This is a genomic window from Saccharopolyspora sp. NPDC045941, from assembly GCF_056431445.1.
Window position 1 is genome coordinate 58,904 of sequence record NZ_JBWKKU010000037.1, and the last position, 17,270, is coordinate 76,173.

Genomic DNA, 17,270 nt, shown 5'->3' on the forward strand with positions numbered 1-17,270 from the left:
GCCTGGCACGGCCCGTGGTGCTGGTCGCGGGTGGGCGAGTACCTGACGGCACGGCAAAGCCTATCTCAGCCTGTGGCCACGCCCATTCCTCCAGCGCGCCATCGCGGCGGCGCCGGTTGGCAGGCGAGATCCGATTCAATGCCCGCCTCGATGCGCTACCACCTTTCGGTAGCTGATGCGCCATCCCCGTGCTTCCCGTCGGAGCACGTCTTCGTATACCGCGGACCCGCTCGTCCCGTCGAGCGCGACCGTCAGCGCCTTCGAGCGCACCCTCACCCTCCCGCCGTCTTGACTGACGATGACGATATTGGTGACGTGATGCCCCCACGGCTGGCTTGTGTCATCCCGGCTACCTCGCACCAAATCTTGCATAGCCTGCAATCCGTGCAGCGTGCCGTACCCGTAGTCCGCCACGTCGAAAACGACATCGTCGGCGAACACCTCACCGAGACGATCCCAATCACGATCGTCCGCCAGATGCCCGTGCAATGCGATCACTTCATGAATCGCGACCCGGTCCTCGGCATTGATTTTCAGCATCTTGCCACCTCTCCGCTTCAGCGGGCCAGCTCGGCGAGTAGGTCAACAGTGCGGTTTTGCTCGTCGGCCCTTCCGTAGGGCGCGGCCATGAATTCGGTGACGCCGGCATCGCGGAGTCGGGTGAGCGACTGTCGATATCTGCGCTGCCGCGTGAGAATCCGCCAGCCTCACTGACACCAGTGAGGCTCTGCAACGACGGACTGAGAACAGACACCGATTCTCAGTCCTATGGCCAATTGGCCAGACGGTGGCCATTAAGACTGAGAATTGGCCATGTCATTTGAGACGCTACAACTTCAGGACTACTCCTGGGCCATGTCGACGAAGCGGCTGTAGTGCAGCTGGTGGGCGACCGTGATCGTGGCCGTCGGGCCCGCACGGTGCTTCGCCAGGATCAGGTCCGCCTCGCCCATCCGCGGGTCGTCCCGCTCGAACGCGTCCGGCCGGTGGATCAGGATCACCATGTCCGCGTCCTGCTCGAGTGAACCGGATTCACGGAGGTCCGAGAGCTGTGGGCGCTTGTCCGTGCGCTGTTCCGGGCCACGGTTCAGCTGCGAGATCGCGATCAGCGGCACTTCGAGTTCCTTGGCCAGCAGCTTGAGGTTTCGGGAGAACTCCGAGACCTCCTGCTGCCGGGACTCGACGCGCTTGCCCGAGGTCATCAGCTGCATGTAGTCCAGCACGATCAGCTGGATGTCGTGGCGCTGCTTGAGCCGCCGGGCCTTCGCGCGGATCTCCATCATCGTGAGGTTCGGCGAGTCGTCGACGAACAGCGGCGCCTCGCTGATCTCGCTCATCCGCCGCGCCAACCGAGTCCAGTCGTCGTCGGTCATCCGGCCACCGCGCATGTCACCGAGCCGGATCCGGGCCTCGGCGGAGAGCATGCGCATGACGATCTCGGTGCGCCCCATTTCCAGCGAGAAGATGACGCTGCCGAGCCCATGCTTCACCGACACCGACCTGGCGATGTCCAGGCCGAGCGTGGAGTTGTGAGTCGGAATCATCGACCGGCTGGCCAGGTACAGGTGATCCGGCGAATCCACTTCGACGCATCGAACCGGCACACTCGCCACCGGTCTCACGTCAGTGATGAAGCGAGTTCCGGCCATCCGAGGAGTACGCGCGTTGCGTTCCTTGTGGACCAGCTTCTTGCGATTCAGCCGGAAGACATCGTCCTGCGTGGTGAACGTGAGCGTGAAGGCCGTGGACGACGCTTCGGTTCGGCCACGAACCCTCTTGGTCGTCCAGGTGCAGCGGTAGCCGAGACCGACGACGAGCTCGTACGCATCGCGGGCAAGCCGCTCGCTGGTCACGCTGAACTGCACGGACCCACCCGGTGCCACCGTGCCATCGGTGTCGAGAAGACCCGCGAGGATGGCTCGGCGTTGAGATTCGGAGCCTCGGAGGTACTCGGCCGGGATGTGCTTGTTGTCCAGCACGCCCATCGTCCGGAGCAGTGCCTGAACAGTCCCCCGCTCGTTCCGGCAAGCCTGGCACTGGCGCAGTCCGCACGTCGGCTTTCCGCAGTCCGGGCACGTCGGCTGCGGCACCGGTTCGGAGACGAGACGGGCCTTGCCTCCACAGCTCTTGCCACACGTCCGCACTTGGCTGGTCCTCGGCAAGAACTCGGCACCGCAAACGACGCACGTCCGCTCGGCGACAGGTTCGAGCTCGGGGAACTGGATTCCGTAGTAGCGGTAGCGCACTTGCGGAGCGCGGTAGCCCTCCGCTTCCACGTACATCGCAATCTCGGGATCGGCGCTTGTGAAGGCCGCCGACGCCGATGTGCCATCACCCAGCCAGACACCCAGCACGTAGGGCGCGATGGGGAGATCTCGCTCCGGCAAGTCGAGTGCCTGCGCGGCGTTCACCGAGTGGTTGAGCCGTCGGTCAGCGGTGTTGCAACGCAGGGTCGCCGCAATCTCCTCGGTCGTCCGCACTTCCGCAAAAGTTCGTTGGTTGCGGGTGCGGTTGTATCCGACCGCAGCGGCTTGAGCCGACTTCCGCGATGCCCGGGTGTCGGTCAACCACTGGTGCTGGGCGTCCGCAGTGATGACCGTGCCATCGGAGAACTCGACTTCGTAGCAGGCGCGGTCGTGCATGACCTCGGTCGCCGCTACGACCTTCGTCGGCTTACCGTCCGCGCCGATCAGGTGGTCGCCGACGGCGACCTCACCCATCGTCGTCCAGCCGTCCGGGGTCGGCAGCGGCGTATCCAGCGAGAGCGCCTTACCGACACCGGGTCGCGCCGCGATGATGATCATCTGGCCCGCGTGGAGGCCGTTGGTCAGGGCGTCGAGGTCCGCGAAACCCGTGGGGATGCCTTGGGATTCTCCTCCGCGGGAGGCGATGGCGTCGATCTCGTCCATCGTCGGCTGGAGGAGTTCTTCGAGGACGTGGTAGTCCTCGCTGGCCTTGCGCTCCGACACGTCGTAGATCGCGGACTGGGCCCGGTCGACGACTTCCTCGATCGCCGCGCCCTCGGAGCCGTGGTAGCCGAGCTGGACGATCCGGGTGCCCGCCTCCACCAGGCGGCGCAGGATCGCCTTCTCCGAGACGATCTCCGCGTAGTAGCCGGCGTTCGCCGCCGTGGGCACCGTGGCGATCAGGGTGTGCAGGTACGGCGCGCCGCCGACCTTGAGCAGCTCCTGGCGGCGCTCCAGCTCGGCCGACACGGTGATCGCGTCCGCCGGTTCGCCGCGGCCGTAGAGGTCGAGGACGCAGTCGTAGATCGCCTGGTGCGCCGGGCGGTAGAAGTCGTTGGGGCTGAGCACCTCGACGACGTCGGCGATGGCGTCCTTGCTCAGCATCATGCCGCCGAGCACCGATTGCTCCGCGGCGAGGTCCTGCGGTGGCTGCCGTTCGAAGGTGGTGCTGCTGCTCGACCCGCCGTCGCTGTCGAAGTACGGATCTTCCTGCTCGTCGGGCACCGCCACCGGACCCGTCACCTCCTCCGGCACAGGGCGTTCACGCGTGGTGTGCGTGAACGCCCGCGCGCGAAGCTAGATCGCCCGCCTGGAGCAGGCAAGTCAAGCTGTGGACAAAGCTCGGGACAACCTGTGGATAGATCGAATCGAGCTGGGGATAACTCGCGGCAGCCTTCCGCGCAGCTGGGGACAACTTGGGGACAAGTCGGCATGATCGACAAAAAACCCCAGTTCAGCCCCTGTGCGAAGGCTGTGGAAGAAATCCGTGGAAAAGTCCCGGCGTGTCGCTCTCGTCGGCGTGTCGGGACCCGGCGATGCTCGGCCACCGCCGTGACAACCGGTGCGCACACCGGACGCAGCATCGTCCACCCGTCACACGAATGCCGGAGTGGACGATGCCGCGTTGTGGAAACCGGTACTACCGGGTCACTGCTCGCCGGCGACCTGGACGCTGACGTTGGCCGTCACGTCCGGGTGCAGCTGCACGTCGACGACGTGCTTGCCGAGCGACTTGATGTGGCCGCGCAGCTCGACGGAGCGCTTGTCCAGGTTCGGGCCACCGGCCTTGCGGACCGCGGCGACGATGTCGCCGCTGGTGATCGAGCCGAACAGCTTGCCCTGTGAGGACACCTTCGCGGTCAGCGTGACCGCGCCGAGGTCCTTCAGCTGCTGCTTGAGCTCGTGGGCGTGCTCCAGGTTGCGCACCCGGCGGTTCTCCTGCACGCGGCGGATCGTTTCGATCTGCTTCTGCGCGCCCTTGGTGGCCACGATGGCCAGGCTGCGGGGCAGCAGGTAGTTGCGCGCGTAACCGTCCTTGACCTCGACGATGTCGCCAGACTCGCCGAGACCGGTCACGTCAGCAGTGAGGATGATCTTCACGACGTGTCTCCTTCCGGGTCAGCGAGCGGTCGAGGTGTAGGGCAGCAGGGCCATCTCGCGGGCGTTCTTCACCGCGATGGCGACGTCGCGCTGGTGCTGGCTGCAGTTGCCGGTCACGCGACGGGCACGGATCTTGCCGCGGTCGGAGATGTACTTCCGCAGCAGCGTCGTGTCCTTGTAGTCGATCTGCGCCGCCTTGTCCTTGCAGAACACGCAGACCTTCTTCTTCGGCTTGCGCACGGGCGCCTTGGCCATCGGTCTTCCTCCTGAGCGAAAACTTCGTAAGCGTTGCTGCGCCGTTTAGAACGGCGGCTCGTCGCTGAACCCACCACCGGAGCCGGCGGGCGGCGCGGAACCCCACGGGTCGTCGGCCGGGGGACCGGACGGGCCCCCGCCACCGCTGAAGCCACTGCCGCCGCGGCTGACCTTGTTCACCTTGGCGGTCGCGTAGCGCAGGGACGGCCCGATCTCATCGACCTCGAGCTCGACGACCGTGCGCTTCTCGCCTTCCTTCGTCTCGAAGGAACGCTGCCGCAGCCTGCCCTGCACGACCACCCGCATGCCGCGGGTCAGCGACTCGGCCACGTTCTCCGCGGCCTGCCGCCAGATGTTGCAGCGCAGGAACAGGGCCTCGCCGTCCTTCCACTCGCCGGACTGGCGATCGAAGGTCCGGGGCGTGGACGCGACCGTGAAGTTCGCGACCGCGGCACCGGAAGGCGTGAACCGCAGCTCCGGGTCGGCGGTTAGGTTGCCGACCACCGTGATTACCGTTTCACCAGCCATGACCTGGGGACTCCAGTCTGGTCGTTAGCGGAATCGGGCCGGTCAGGCGGACGCCTGAGCGGCGCGGGCCTTGGCGGCGCGCGCGGCCTTGCGGGGCTCGACGATCTTGCGGATGACCTTCGTCCGCAGGATCGACTCGTTGAGGTTCAGCTGCCGGTCCAGTTCCTTGATGGTGGCCGGCTCGCTGTTGAGGTCCAGGACGACGTAGATGCCCTCGGCGTTCTTCTCGATCTCGAACGAGAGACGCCGGCGGCCCCAGACGTCGACCTTCTCGACGGTGCCACCGTCGTTGCGGACAACGTTGAGGAAGTTCTCCAGGGACGGAGCGACGGTGCGCTCGTCCAGGCTCGGGTCCAGGATGACCATGAGCTCGTAGTGACGCATGAAGACCATTCACCTCCTGTGGACTCACGGCCACGGGCTTTCCGTGGCAGGAGGGTCGTTCGCGTCGACGAACTGAATAAGGCTAGCAAGCGGCACCGACGCCGCCGCCATCACCCCGCCCCACCCCCGACGACGTTCGTGGTGCCGCAATTTCAATGGAAATCGAAGATCCGATTTCCATTGAAATTGCGGAAGTTGTCCACAGGCATCGGCGTGTCGGGGTGCGACACGCCGGTGTCCCGCAGTTTCAATTGAAACTGCGGGACACCGGTGGGGTCGAGGTTGCGCCAGGAAGGTCAGTGGCGGCGGAGGACCCAGCTGCGGACGAGGGCCGCCGTGACCACCGCCAGCGAGATCGCCGCGAGCAGCACCGGGGCCGCCACCCGCTCCGTCACCTCCGTCGGCAACGCCTCCGCTTTGCCCGCGGCGCGGATCTCCTCCTGCTGCTCACGTGCCTTCTGCTGCTCCTGGGACTGCTTCTGGAGGTCGCCGATGTCCGGCGTCAGGCCCGGCACCTGGCCGTAGCGGGCCTGCGCCCACGGCAGCGAGCCGCCCTGGAGCTCCCGCAGGCTGGGCGGCAGGACCCTGAGCGCTCCCGGTGCCCCACCGCTGGGCGTCAGGGCCGGTGGCGGCGTCGTGGGCGCCGGCAGGGTGGGGCTCGGCGGCGCCGGGTTCGTGCTGGGCGGCGGGTTCGGCGTCGGCTTGGGCTGCTCGGGCGGCGGTTGATGCGTGGTCGGCGGCGGCGGTTCGACCGCGGGCTTCGCGACCTTCACCGTGAGGGCGTTGCCGATGCTGACGAGGTTGGTGAAGTGCCAGGTGACCGCGTCGACCTTCTTCTCGGGCAGGCCGATCTCGGCGAGCCGGGGCGCGGCGGCCTCGGCGATGTCCTTGCCGGAGTAGAAGGTGCGGCCTTCCCGCGCGGGCCCGAGCGAGATCGGCCTCAGGGCGGCGAACTTCTTGGCGGCGTCGTCGGCCTGGCCGAAGGCCAGCGGCATGGCGAGCAGCACGGCCTCGCGGACCTTGAAGTCGAGCGTGGACGGCGCGATGCTGATCTGCTGGCCGGGTTCCGCGTCGACGATGGCCAGGGGCTGGTCGACGACCAGCGGGTCGGCCGCGTAGGCGGCGCCGGCGCCGAGGAAGGTGCTCGCGGTGATCGCTAAGCCGACCAGCCCCGCGGACACGGTCCGGCCGAGCGCGTTCGGCCGGACCAGCGGATTGGGTTTCCCCCGTGCTCCCATGTCTCGTCTCCCCACGGCCGTGCGAATGCCGATCACTCTCTCAAGATTAATAACGCCCGAACACCGCCATTGGTGACGGCCCGGGAGAAAACCCGTGGCTTCCCGCGCTGTGGGATCGGGCCGTTCACGCCGCCGGGAGGCGGTCTGGTCGGCCGCCTAGACTTCGGGTATGCGTATCGGCGCCCACGTTCGCGATGATGACCCGTTGGCCGCCGCCGCCGAGCGCGGCGCGGAGGTCGTGCAGTTCTTCCTGTCGGACCCGCAGGGCTGGAAGGCCCCGAAGCCGCATCCGCAGGCCGAGCAGTTGCGCGACAGCGACGTCGAGGTGTTCATCCACGCGCCGTACGTGATCAACGTGGCCTCGCTGAACAACCGGATCCGGATCCCGTCCCGCAAGGCCGTGGCGCAGCAGGCGACGGCGGCGGCCGCGGTGGGCGCGACGGGCCTGATCGTGCACGGCGGGCACGTGACCAAGGACGATGCGCCGGCCGAGGGCGTGTCGAACTGGCGGAAGCTGTTCGAGCGGCAGGCCGCGGACGGCGGTTTCGACGTGCCGATCCTGATCGAGAACACCGCGGGTGGCGCCAATGCGATGGCGCGGCGGTTCGATGCGCTGGCGCGGTTGTGGGATGCGGTCGGCGAGTTCGGGGCGGGTTTCTGCCTGGACACCTGCCACGCGCACGCCGCGGGCGAGGAGCTGCTGGACATCGTCGACCGGGTGAAGGCGATCACCGGGCGGATCGATCTGGTGCACCTCAACGATTCGCGGGACGAGTTCGGCTCCTCGCGGGACCGGCACGCCAACATCGGCGCGGGCAACATCGATGCGGATCTGCTGGTCGCGGTGTGCGCGAGCGCCGGGGCGCCGGTGGTGGTGGAGACGCCGGACGAGGGCCAGGCCGACGACATCGCGTTCCTCCGCGGCAAGGTCGCCTGAACGCATCGACTTCTTCGCGGTATCGAACGGGAGTGATCGGCATCGGCGTCAAGACGGCCCGCAGGTTGACGATCTCCGGCTTGGTCGCGCTGTGCATGTTCACCGCGTTGGCGTTGGCGCTGGGGTATGCCAACAAGGCGCGTTGCACCGGCCCGCTCTTCGACGAGTGGGGGCGTTCGGAGCCCGCTTACCAGGAGCGGGCGTACGGCGACGTGTGCTACTCCGACATCCAGAACCTGTGGGTCGGCCGGGACATCGACCGGCACGTCTTCCCCTACGTGCACGGTGGGATCGAGCCCGACGGGACGTTGTACGGCGGCGTGGTCGAGTACCCGGTGCTGACCGGCGTGCTGATCTGGGTGGGCGCGTTGTTCGCCGACACGGACGCGGGTTTCCTGGCCTCGTCGGCGTTGTTGATGGCGCCGTTCGGGCTGGCCGTCGCGTGGTGGCTGGGCCGGTTGAGCGGCTGGCGGGCGCTGTTGTGGGCGTTGAGCCCGCCGCTGGTGCTTTACGCCTTCCACAACTGGGATCTGCCGGTGGTGGCGTGCGCGGTGGCCGCGGTGTTCGTCGTGCACCGGTGGACGTCGGCGTCGTTGCGCAGGCGGGCGACGGCGGCCGCGGTGCTTTTGGGCTTGGGTTTCGCGCTGAAGCTGTACCCGGCGCTTTTCGTGCTGCCGTTGGCGTTGTACGTGCTGACCGAGGGCCGCGACGAGCGGCGGTTCGACGTGCGCGGCGCGCTGCAGGTGGTGGGGGCCGCGGTCGGGACGGCGGTGCTGGTGAACGTGCCGTTCATGGTGGCCGGGTTCGGCGGTTGGTTGGCGTCGTTCGACTTCCAGTCCCGGCGGCAGGTGGACATCAGCACGAACTCGATCTGGTACTGGGGTTTCCGGCATTGGACCGAGTACGAGGGTTTCCAGTCGGCGATGGGCGTGGTGTCGCCGCTGCTGATGCTGTTGTCGTTCGCGGTGGCTTGCGCGGTCGGCTGGTTGCGCTACGAGCGCACCGGGACGTATCCCTGGATCCAGGTTTCGGCGGCGATGTTGTGCGGTTTCCTGCTGCTGCACAAGGTGCATTCGCCGCAGTACACGTTGTGGCTGCTGCCGTTCTTCGTGCTGGTGGCGGTGCGCTGGGGCTGGATCGTGGCGTACCTGGTGGCGGACCTGGCGATGGGCATCAGCATCTTCCGCTGGTTCTACCTGAACATGGCGGGCGAGCCGAACGGCATCCACGACGGCTTCACGTCGCAGGCGCTGATGATCGGCGTCTGGGGCCGGGCGGCGCTGCTGGTGGGCCTGTTCGTGGCGTTCCTCGCCGCGCGCTCCACTGTGGACGATTTCGGTCCGGTGCGGAGCGCGTTCAGGTTGCGTAGCGAGTCGCCAGCGCGGTGACGGTTTCGGCGACCGCGGCGCGGAGTTCGGGCGGGCCGAGCACCTCGGCCTCGGCGCCGAGGCGGAGCACGTCGTGGACGGCGACGTCCTGCCGTTCGACGAGCAGGTCGACCTCCACCCAGCCGTGCTCGTCGGGCGGCCCGGCGGCGGCGAGGGCGTTGGTGCCGAGGGAGCCGAACTTCGCGGTGAGCAGTTTCTGCGCGAGCGGCGAGATCCGCAGGCGCGCGGTTCCGCGGTACATCTCGGCTTCCATGCGCCGGGCGGATTCGGCCCAGCTCGCGGCGAGGTCGAATCCCGCGGGCCGGGCGAAGGCGTCCGGGGTGACCTCCACGGCCAGGATGCGGGTGATCCGGTAGGTGCGGATGGCTTCGCCGGCCTGGGCCACGAGGTACCAGATCCCGCCCTTCAGGACGATGCCCAGCGGGTTGAGCTCTCGGTGCACTTCGCCGCGCCACCGGCGGTAGTGCACGCGCAGGACGCGTTGTTCCCACACCGCCTGGGCGATCTCGGCCAGGTGCGGCACGTCGTCGGCGTCCCGGAACCAGCCCTTCGCGTCGAGGTGGAACCGGTCCTGGATGCGGCGGGCCCGCTCGGCCAGTTCGGCGGGCAGCGCGGCTTGGACCTTCAGCTGCGCGGTGGCCAGGACCGCGCCGAGGCCGAGCTCCCGGGCCGGGCCGGGCGCGCCGGCGAGGAAGAGGGAGCCGGCTTCGGCGTCGGTGAGGCCGGTCAGCCGGGTGCGGTAGCCGTCCATCAGGCGGTAGCCGCCGTCGGGTCCGCGGTCGGCGCAGACCGGGACGCCGGCCGCGCCGAGGGCCTCGATGTCGCGGTAGACGGTGCGGACCGACACCTCCAGCGCCTCGGCGAGTTCGGTCGCGGTCATCCGGCCGCGGTTCTGCAGCAGCAGGAGCACGGTGAGGAGCCGGTCGGCGCGCATGGGCCTAATTCTGCCCTGCGTACCTGACAGGAGATGTCAGGTATGGCGTTCAGGCTGGTCGCAAGACCGATCGAAGGGATGTCCATGACCACCGGCAGTTTCACCGTCGTCCGCTGGGACGAGAGCATCGTGGGCGACGGCGAGCAGCACCCGAAGCTCGCGCGCGCCGCGATCACCAACCAGTTCACCGGTGGCATCGAGGCGGCCGAGGTCGCCTGCGAGTACACCCTCGTGTACAGCACCGAGCTGACCGGTTCGTTCACCGGGATGCAGCTGATCCGCGGGACGCTGGACGGGCGCGAGGGCGCCTTCGCCATCGAGGAGCGCGGCCACTTCAGCGGCGACGGCTCGATCCACTCGACCTTCGAGGTGGTGCCGGACTCCGGCACCGGCGAGCTGTCCGGGCTGCGCGGAACCGGCCGCTACACGGCCACCAGCGGTGAGCTCACGGTGCCCTACGAGTTCGACTACACCCTGGACTGAGCCGAGGTCCACTTAGGACGAATGGGTGCAGTTTCAATTGAAACTGCACCCACGAGACACCCTCCGGTGTGGTCTGCAGTTTCAATTGAAACTGCAGACCACCGGGTTCGTCAGAAGACGGACTCGTCCAGCTCCATCAGGGAGTTGTCCGCCGCCTCGATGATCTTGCGGCGACCGGTCAGCTCCGGCAGCACGTTCTTGGCGAAGAACCGGGCCACCGCCACCTTGCCCTGGTAGAACGGCTGGTCCTTGGCCGAGGCGCCCGCGTCCAGCGCGACGAGGGCGATCTCGGCCTGGCGCAGCAGCAGCCAGCCGATCAGCACGTCGCCCATGCTCATCAGGAACGACACCGCGTGCTGGCCGACCTTGTAGATGTTCTTGACGTCCTCCTGCGAGGAGGTCAGGAACTCGACCAGCGTGCCGAGCATGCCCTGGGCGTCCTGCAGCGCCCGAGCGACCAGCGCGCGCTCCTCCTTGAGCCGCTCGTCGGCGCCCTCGGCCTCCAGCGTCGCCTGGATCTCGGCGGCGATGTGGCCGATGGCGGCGCCGTTGTTGCGGACGATCTTGCGGAAGAAGAAGTCCTGGGCCTGGATCGCGGTGGTGCCCTCGTACAGGCTGTCGATCTTGGAGTCGCGGATGTACTGCTCGATCGGGTAGTCCTGCAGGAAGCCGGAGCCGCCGAGGGTCTGCAGCGACAGGGTCAGCATCTCGTAGGCCCGCTCCGAGCCGACGCCCTTGACGATGGGCAGCAGCAGGTCGTTGACCTGCTCGGCGACGCTGAAGTCGGTGCCATCGTGCTGGCCCTGGAAGACCTGGTCCTGGAAGGTCGCGGTGTAGAGGTAGACCGAGCGCAGGCCTTCGGCGTAGGCCTTCTGCAGCATGAGGATGCGGCGCACGTCCGGGTGGTTGGTGATGGTCACGCGCGGCGCGGCCTTGTCGGTGGCCCTGGTCAGGTCGGCGCCCTGCACGCGCTCCTTGGCGTAGTCCAGCGCGTTGAGGTAGCCGGTGGACAGGGTGCCGATGGCCTTGGTGCCGACCATCATCCGGGCGTACTCGATGACCTGGAACATCTGCGCGATGCCGTCGTGCACCTCGCCGAGCAGCCAGCCCTTGGCCGGTACGCCGTGCTGGCCGAAGGTCAGCTCGCAGGTGGCCGAGGCGTTCAGGCCCATCTTGTGCTCGACATTGGTGACGAAGGCGCCGTTGCGCTCGCCGGGCTCGCCGGTGGCGCCGTCGAAGTGGAACTTGGGCACCAGGAACAGGCTCAGGCCCTTGGTGCCGGGCTTGGCCTCGATGCCGGGACCTTCGGGGCGGGCCAGCACCAGGTGCATGATGTTCTCGGTCATGTCCTGGTCGGCGGAGGTGATGAACCGCTTCACGCCCTCCAGGTGCCAGGAGCCGTCCTCCTGCTTGATGGCCTTGGTGCGGCCGGCGCCGACGTCGGAGCCCGCGTCCGGCTCGGTGAGCACCATGGTGGCGCCCCAGCCGCGCTCGATCATCAGCTCGGCCCAGCGACGCTGCTCCTCGGTGCCGTTGCGCCACAGGATCGTCGCGAAGTTCGGGCCCGCCATGTACATGTAGATGGCCGGGTTGGCGCCGCACATGAGTTCGGCGGCGGACCAGATGACGGTGGGCGGGGTGCCGTAGCCGCCGAGCTCGTCCGGCAGGCTCAGCCGCCACCACTCGCCGTCCATGACCTGCTGGTAGGACTTCTTGAACGCCTCGGGCAGCGTCACCGTGTGGGTGGCCGGGTCGAACTTGGCGGGGGTGCGGTCGCCTTCGACGAAGGAGTCGGCCAGTGGTCCGGTGGCCAGCTCGTTGAGTTCGCTGAGCACGCCCCGCACGGTGTCCTCGTCGGACTGCTCGAAGGCGCCCTTGCCCAGCCGTTCCTGCACCTTGAAGACCTCGAAGAGGTTGAACTCCAGGTCTCGGACGTTGCTCTTGTAGTGGCCCATCGAAGGCTCCCTCGTGCGCGCTGCTGCGGGCGGGCCCGGCCCGGCCCTTACTCGTCGGTAACAAGAGGGTATTACCTGACGGTAACTTCTGCCAAGCGGCCTTCCGGACGGCTTCCCGGAATCGGGCTGCGACCAGGGGCGTTCCACCGGAAAAAACCCGATCCCCCGAGATCGATCGCCTGAAAGCACCAGCGGTGTGTCCGACCGGACACCTAGAGTTGCGCTCACAATTCCCGCGACTACCCCAGCGGAGGCCCCGATGACGGCGGTGCGCGCGGAAGCCCTGGTGAAGACCTTCGGCTCGAACCGCGCGCTCGACGGCGTGGACCTGGAGATCCCGGCCGGCCACGTGCTCGGCCTGCTCGGCCCCAACGGCGCGGGCAAGACCACCACCGTGCGGATCCTCACCACGCTGCTCAAGCCGGATTCCGGGCGGGCCTTCGTGGCCGGGCACGACGTGCTCGCCGACCCGCAGGCGGTCCGCCGCTCGATCGGCCTCTCCGGGCAGTACGCGGCGGTCGACGAGAACCTCACCGGCTACGAGAACCTCTACATGGTCGGCCGGCTGTACGGCATGACCCGCGCCGACGCGACCGCGCGCGCCCGGCGGCTGCTGGACCGGTTCCGCCTGCAGGAGGCCGCCGACCGGCCGTCGAAGGGCTATTCCGGCGGCATGCGGCGACGGCTCGACCTGGCCGGCGCGCTGGTCGCCGCCCCGGCCGTCGTGGTGCTCGACGAGCCCACCACCGGCCTGGACCCGCGCGGCCGGATGGACACCTGGCAGATCATCGGCGAACTCGTCGCCGACGGCACCACCGTGCTGCTGACCACGCAGTACCTGGAGGAGGCCGACCACCTGGCCGACAGCATCGCGGTGATCGACCGTGGCCGGGTGATCGCCAGCGGCACCGCCGACGAGCTCAAGTCGCAGGTCGGCGGCGAGCGCCTCGAACTGGTCGCGCAGGACGCGGCCGACCTGCCGGTCGTCGCGCGGGTGCTCGGCGAGGTCGGCGCCGGGGAACCGGAGGTCGAGGAACACCTGCGGAAGGCGTTCGTCGCCGTGGACAGCGGGCCGAAGTCGCTGATCGAGGCGCTGCGCCGGCTGGACGCCGAAGACGTCGCGGTGCACGACGCCGCGCTGCACCGGCCGACCCTGGACGACGTGTTCCTGGGCCTGACCGGCCGGCGCACCGAGGAGCAGGAGGGGCAGCCATGAGTAGCCCTGTGTCAACCCGAGTCCTCCTCAACCGCACCTCAGGGGAACGTGACGCAAACCAGCCACAAGGAACTGCGAAACGCGTGATTGAGCCGGACGCAACCACAACTGTGAAACGCGGAGAGGCGGAACTGCCATGAGCGCGCTCGCCGCCGGCATCCGCGACAGCAGCGTCGTCGCGTGGCGGAACCTGGTGAACATCAAGCGCAACCCGGACTGGCTGCTGTCCAGCACCGCGCAGCCGATCATGTTCGTGCTGCTGTTCGCCTACGTCTTCGGCGGCAGCCTCGGCGGCGAGGCGTACCGGGAGTTCCTGATCGGCGGGATCTTCGTGCAGACCGTCGCGTTCAACAGCGCGTTCACCGTGATCGGGCTGGCCAACGACCTGAACAAGGGCATCGTGGACCGGTTCCGGTCGCTGCCGATGTCGCGGATCGCGGTGCTGCTCGGCCGCACCTCGTCGGACCTCGTGATCAGCGTGCTGACCGTGGTGATCATGTCGGCGTGCGGGCTGCTGGTGGGCTGGCGGATCCGCGGCAGCCTGTTCGAGGCGCTGCTCGCGTTCTTCATCCTGCTGCTGTTCTCGTTCGCGATGTCCTGGGTCGGCGCGTTCATCGGGCTGATCTCGCGCAGCGTCGAGGTGGCGCAGAGCGCCGGGCTGCTCTGGCTGTTCCCGGTCACCTTCGTCTCGTCGGCGTTCGTGCCGGCGGAGGCGATGCCCGCGCCGCTGCGCGCCTTCGCGGAGTGGAACCCGATCACCGTCACCGCGGACGCGCTGCGCCAGCTCTACGGCAACCCGCTGCGGGTCACCGGCCCGCCGCCGGACAGCTGGCCAGCGCAGCACGCGGTGCTCTACTCGATCGGATCCGCGCTGGTCATCCTGGCGATCTTCATGCCGCTCGCGGTCGCCCGCTACCGCCGCGTCGCCAGCCGCTGACCGCTCACGAATCCTTGGAGAAGCTGTCTTTGAAGCGGCGCATCGGCTTAGCCCACCCCCGCAACCGGCACCGCCGCCACCCGCACCGCCACGCAAAACGAGTCCTCAAACGAGCTCCAGCAGGCCGGTGAGGAACTCCGCGACGAGGCCGTCGCGGTCGATCTCGGCCGCCACGTCGATCAGCGGGCCGTCGGGCTCGGAGAATTCGCGGCGGTCGACGACGAGCATGCCGCGGGTGTGCTCGCCGCGGAGCTCCACCCGGACCGGGGCCTTCTCGCAGCGCGCGAGATCGGGCCGCACCGCGAGCACGGCGGCGCTCGGGTCGTGCAGCGGGCAGCCGGGCCGGGCGTGCCTGCCGCGGTAGAACTGCAGGTAGTGCTGGAGGATCGCGTGCGCGAACTCGGCCTTGCGGCCGGGCGCCGCGGCGATCCGGTCCACATCGGACTGGTCGAGCCAGGTGCGCATCGTGACGTCCAGGCCGACCAGCGTCAGCGGCCAGCCCGCGCCGAGCACGAGCGCGGCGGCCTCCGGGTCGTGCCAGATGTTGGCCTCGGCGAACGGGCTGATGTTGCCGGGTTCCCGCGTCGTGCCGCCCATGACGACCACGTTGCGCACGAGTTCCGGCAGCCGCGGTTCGAGCAGCAGCGCCAGCGCCAGGTTCGTCAGCGGCCCGGTGGCCACGACGGTGCACTCGCCGGGCAGCTCCCGCGCGATCCGGACGAGCTGCTCGGCGGCCGACACCGGCTCGGGCCGCAGCTCGGGCACGGGGCTGGCGTGTCCGCCGAGGCCGTCCTCGCCGTGCACCAGCGCGGAGATGTCCAGCGGTTGCGCCAGCGGGCGCTGCGCGCCGACGGCGACCGGGACGTCACGCCGACCGGCGACGTCGAGCACCTGCAGGGCGTTGGCGGCGGCAGCGTCGGCCGGCGCGTTGCCGTGCACCGTGCCGACCGCGACGAGCTCGACGTCGTCCCGGCCCAGGAGGAACAGCGTCGCGAGCGCGTCGTCGATCCCGTAGTCGCCATCAAAGATGATCTTGGCCAAGTCGCCACCTCGCTCGGGTTGAATCACGGCAATCGTTATCCGACCAGTTGGATCTAGTTCTATCAGCTGTTTCAACAAAAAGTTAGGCGAATCGTTGACGTTCCAGCGACCGATGCCTACCTTCTACGGAAATCGATTCCATCACTATGGGAGTGATCATGGTCGGGTCCGTCGTGGATCGGCCCGCGGCAACGCGGCAACGCACCGGGCTGGTGCTCACAGCGCTGATCATCGGTGTGGTGAGCTTCCAGCTCAACGCCACCATGGTCACCCCGGCCATGCCGGACATCGCCCGCACCCTGGGCACCACCACCGACCTGGTCGGCCTGTCGCAGACCATGTTCCTGCTGATCGGCGGGCTCGCGGGCGTCGTGCTGTCGCGGCTGAGCGACCACGTCGGGCGGCGCAAGGTCCTGGTGACCTCGCTGCTGGTGATGTCCGCGGGCTCGCTGATCGCGATGCTCGCGCCGAACATCGGCGTGCTGATCGCGGCCCGGGTGCTGCAGGGCGCGTCCGGCGCGACGTTCCAGCTCACCTACCTGATCCTGCGCGACGTCCTGTCGCCGAAGCAGTTCGGCCAGGCCCTCGGCCTGGTCACCGCGATCAACGGCGGCGTCGGCGGCCTCGACGGGCTGGCCGGCGGCGCGCTGGCCGACACCGTCGGCTTCCGCGCGGTGTTCGCGGTGATCCTCGGCCTCGGCGTGATCGCCGCGCTGCTGGCGGGCAGGTTCGTGCCCGAGACCCACGCCGGCACCGGCGGCCGGATGGACTGGGCCGGCGCGGTCGCGCTGACCGGCGCGCTCGCGGCCCTCAACCTCGGCATCAGCCAGGGCAACGACCAGGGCTGGCTCAGTCCGCTCGCGCTCGGCCTGCTGATCGGCGGCGCCGTGCTGCTGGCCGTGTTCTGGCGGGTCGAGAACCGCGTCGGCGAGCCGCTGATGGCCGCTCGCCACCTGCGGTCCCGGCAGGTGTGGCCGCTGGTGGCGACCACGCTGCTCGCCCTCACCGGCGTGTTCTGCGCGATCAACTTCACCGTCGTGCTGCTCAGCCAGGACGAGCAGCTCGGCTACGGCATGAACGCGACCCTGTCGGCCCTGATGTTCCTGGCGCCGCCCGCGGTGATCGGGCTGGCGTCCGGGCCGTTGGCCGGCTGGCTCGCGCCGCGCGTCGGCTGGCGGCTGGTGCTGCGCGTGGGGCTCGCGCTGAGCATCGCCTCGCTGGTCTTCGCCGCGGCCTTCGCCGACTCGCGGTGGCTGGTCTTCGCCGCGTTCATCGGGCTCGGCATCGGCTACAACGGCCTGGTCATGACGACGCTCAGCGGGCTCGGCGTGGTGCTCTCGCCGAAGGAGAGCCCCGGGGCGCTGCCCGGCATGAACGGCGCGGCGTTCGGCATCGGTGCCTCGCTGGGCATCGGCATCGTCGCGCCGACCGTCGACGGCGGCGACTACCACACGGCGCTGTGGATCTCGGTGGCCGTGACGGCGCTGGCGCTGGTCGCGTCGTTCCTGATCAAGCCCCCGTCGACGACCGAAGGCGAGAACGTCTAGCTGCGTTCGCCACTGGAAGCAGGCGCCGTTTTCGCGAAAGCGGCGCCTGCCGGGCGTGCGAACGCCGGTTTCGCGCGAGAA

The 17,270-nt window shown here is 68.7% G+C and carries 16 protein-coding genes; 6 read left to right on the plus strand and 10 right to left on the minus strand.

Features of this window, described 5'->3' with window-relative positions; translation table 11 throughout:
• Positions 1-135: 135 nt before the first annotated feature.
• From AC07FN_RS27290 to AC07FN_RS27320, 7 genes are all read right to left on the minus strand, one after another.
• Positions 136-540: a nuclear transport factor 2 family protein gene (locus AC07FN_RS27290; RefSeq protein WP_478398207.1), complete on the minus strand. Its 405-nt coding sequence runs from the start codon at positions 538-540 to the stop codon at positions 136-138.
• A 302-nt stretch (positions 541-842) separates the two neighbouring features.
• Positions 843-3,470 carry a replicative DNA helicase gene (dnaB, locus tag AC07FN_RS27295; RefSeq protein ID WP_478398238.1) on the minus strand — a complete coding sequence of 876 codons (2,628 nt, stop codon included), beginning with the start codon at positions 3,468-3,470 and terminating at the stop codon, positions 843-845.
• Between the two features lie 423 nt (positions 3,471-3,893).
• A complete protein-coding gene (rplI, locus tag AC07FN_RS27300; protein WP_132481853.1) occupies positions 3,894-4,346 on the minus strand; it encodes a 50S ribosomal protein L9 in 453 nt (150 codons plus the stop codon).
• An 18-nt stretch (positions 4,347-4,364) separates the two neighbouring features.
• Entirely contained in the window at positions 4,365-4,601 is a 237-nt protein-coding gene (gene rpsR / locus AC07FN_RS27305) for a 30S ribosomal protein S18 (protein ID WP_093151213.1), read from the minus strand.
• A gap of 45 nt (positions 4,602-4,646) precedes the next feature.
• Positions 4,647-5,129 (minus strand): single-stranded DNA-binding protein, encoded by a 483-nt coding sequence (locus AC07FN_RS27310; RefSeq protein ID WP_093263833.1) that lies wholly within the window; start codon positions 5,127-5,129, stop codon positions 4,647-4,649.
• Positions 5,130-5,171: 42 nt separating this feature from the next.
• Positions 5,172-5,522 carry a 30S ribosomal protein S6 gene (gene rpsF / locus AC07FN_RS27315; protein ID WP_010312877.1) on the minus strand — a complete coding sequence of 117 codons (351 nt, stop codon included), beginning with the start codon at positions 5,520-5,522 and terminating at the stop codon, positions 5,172-5,174.
• 287 nt (positions 5,523-5,809) lie between these two features.
• On the minus strand, positions 5,810-6,751 hold the full coding sequence (locus tag AC07FN_RS27320) for a hypothetical protein (RefSeq protein WP_478398208.1): 942 nt from the start codon (positions 6,749-6,751) through the stop codon (positions 5,810-5,812).
• Positions 6,752-6,920: 169 nt separating this feature from the next.
• Between AC07FN_RS27320 and AC07FN_RS27325 the strand changes: the two genes are divergently transcribed.
• Together AC07FN_RS27325 and AC07FN_RS27330 are read left to right on the plus strand one after the other, a co-directional pair.
• Complete coding sequence (locus AC07FN_RS27325; RefSeq protein WP_478398209.1) at positions 6,921-7,688, plus strand: deoxyribonuclease IV; 768 nt, start codon at positions 6,921-6,923, stop codon at positions 7,686-7,688.
• 32 nt (positions 7,689-7,720) lie between these two features.
• Positions 7,721-9,076 (plus strand): glycosyltransferase family 87 protein, encoded by a 1,356-nt coding sequence (locus AC07FN_RS27330; protein ID WP_452615078.1) that lies wholly within the window; start codon positions 7,721-7,723, stop codon positions 9,074-9,076.
• Here the strand turns inward: AC07FN_RS27330 and AC07FN_RS27335 are convergent.
• Positions 9,045-10,010, minus strand: a complete 966-nt coding sequence (locus AC07FN_RS27335) for a helix-turn-helix transcriptional regulator (protein WP_452615077.1) — start codon at positions 10,008-10,010, stop codon at positions 9,045-9,047. The genes AC07FN_RS27330 and AC07FN_RS27335 overlap by 32 nt on opposite strands.
• Positions 10,011-10,094: 84 nt before the next feature.
• Here AC07FN_RS27335 and AC07FN_RS27340 point away from each other — a divergent pair, with 84 nt between their 5' ends.
• The gene (locus AC07FN_RS27340) at positions 10,095-10,493 is read left to right on the plus strand and encodes a DUF3224 domain-containing protein (RefSeq protein WP_478398210.1); all 399 of its coding nucleotides are present in this window, start codon (positions 10,095-10,097) and stop codon (positions 10,491-10,493) included.
• 110 nt (positions 10,494-10,603) lie between these two features.
• On the opposite strand, the gene AC07FN_RS27345 is transcribed toward AC07FN_RS27340, so the two are convergent.
• The gene (locus tag AC07FN_RS27345) at positions 10,604-12,448 is read right to left on the minus strand and encodes an acyl-CoA dehydrogenase (protein ID WP_478398211.1); all 1,845 of its coding nucleotides are present in this window, start codon (positions 12,446-12,448) and stop codon (positions 10,604-10,606) included.
• A gap of 259 nt (positions 12,449-12,707) precedes the next feature.
• On the opposite strand from AC07FN_RS27345, the gene AC07FN_RS27350 reads away from it, so the two are divergent.
• Positions 12,708-13,664, plus strand: a complete 957-nt coding sequence (locus AC07FN_RS27350; protein ID WP_478398212.1) for an ATP-binding cassette domain-containing protein — start codon at positions 12,708-12,710, stop codon at positions 13,662-13,664.
• A gap of 136 nt (positions 13,665-13,800) precedes the next feature.
• The gene (locus tag AC07FN_RS27355; RefSeq protein ID WP_478398213.1) at positions 13,801-14,601 is read left to right on the plus strand and encodes an ABC transporter permease; all 801 of its coding nucleotides are present in this window, start codon (positions 13,801-13,803) and stop codon (positions 14,599-14,601) included.
• A gap of 105 nt (positions 14,602-14,706) precedes the next feature.
• Here AC07FN_RS27355 and AC07FN_RS27360 read toward each other — a convergent pair whose 3' ends face one another.
• A complete protein-coding gene (locus tag AC07FN_RS27360; protein ID WP_478398214.1) occupies positions 14,707-15,642 on the minus strand; it encodes a nucleoside hydrolase in 936 nt (311 codons plus the stop codon).
• A 158-nt stretch (positions 15,643-15,800) separates the two neighbouring features.
• Here AC07FN_RS27360 and AC07FN_RS27365 point away from each other — a divergent pair, with 158 nt between their 5' ends.
• A complete protein-coding gene (locus AC07FN_RS27365) occupies positions 15,801-17,189 on the plus strand; it encodes an MFS transporter (RefSeq protein ID WP_478398215.1) in 1,389 nt (462 codons plus the stop codon).
• Positions 17,190-17,270: the final 81 nt, after the last annotated feature.